General features: G+C 45.8%; 1 protein-coding gene and 1 pseudogene. Both read right to left on the bottom strand.

The features are described 5' to 3' along the window. Nucleotides 1-986, bottom strand: a 986-nt coding sequence (locus B7X71_RS17250; protein ID WP_293601643.1) for an efflux RND transporter permease subunit, incomplete at its 3' end; no start/stop codon positions are given. A gap of 5 nt (nt 987-991) precedes the next feature. After that, a pseudogene (locus tag B7X71_RS17245) lies at nt 992-1,243 on the bottom strand (efflux transporter periplasmic adaptor subunit); the annotation flags it as partial.

Here is a 1,243-nt window from a genome sequence, read left to right as displayed (position 1 = left end):
ATTATCTGTAGGCCATCAGGGAGTAACTTACCCTCGTTAATTTCTGCCACTTTTAACTTAATCCGATTCACTACTTCTCGAGCATTGCCACCGCGAATCATCTGAATAATGCCTGCCACACTCTCGGTGTAACCATTTTTAATCGCTGCGCCTTGACGAATCTCACTGCCGATGGTGACCTCAGCTACGTTCTTTACGTATACCGGAATGCCTTTGACTTCCTTCAAAATAATTTTGCCAATATCTTCTGGCTTGGTAATTAATCCAACGCCACGAATGAGGTAGCGCTCTGCATAGGTCGGTAGCTGCCCACCGCCTGAATTGGCATTATTTCTGGCGAGTGCTTCATATACTTCGCGCAAGCTCACTTGGTAGTGACGCAAGCGCTCTGGATTAACCAATACCTGATACTCACGCGCATATCCGCCTTGAGTATTAATTTCAGCCACCCCAGGTATTGAACGTAGCATGGGGCGCACTATCCAATCTTGAATAGTCCGGCGTTCTTCTAGCTCATCTACTGTGAGCTCTCGGTCACCATCAGAAGGATGATCTAAGGTGTATTGATAGATTTCACCTAAACCTGTTGAAGGTGGTGCTAACACAGGCGTAATACCAACAGGCATTCTGGAGGCTACCTCAATCAAGCGCTCAGTAACCAACTGTCTTGCAAAATAGAGTTCGGTCTTATCCGTAAATACCAAGGTAATGACAGAGATTCCATTGCGATTCAGGGAGCGCATTTCGGTAAGGCCCGGCAAGCCAGTCATCGCCAATTCAATAGGAACTGTGACGAAACGCTCTACCTCTTCGGGAGAGCGGCCTGGAGCTTCAGAGGCAATCTGTACTTGTACATTAGTGACATCTGGAAATGCATCAACCGACAGACGCTTGGTTGCCAGCAAGCCTGCCACCATTAATACCAAAGCAATAATTGCGACTAAGAGTCTCTGCTGCAGGGAGAGGCGGACAATTTTCTCAATCATGCAGCTTAACCACCGCTCAACTGTTTTTTACGTTCAGAATTTAAATGGAAGGCACCATTGACTGCGATATTTTGCCCCTCTTTTAGACCCGAGATCACCGGACGATATCCCCTGCCTTCAGGACCAAGCTTCACAGCTATCATCCTAAATATTTCATCATCCTCTTTAACAAATACATAATCTTTATTATCTTCACGAATGATTGCACTAGTAGGTACTAGCAATTTTTCAGTCGGCTGACTTTCAATCATCATGGT

The organism is Polynucleobacter sp. 39-46-10, from assembly GCF_002282275.1.
The sequence above is the reverse complement of the archived record's forward strand: the minus strand, read 5'-3'. Positions and strand labels throughout refer to the sequence as shown.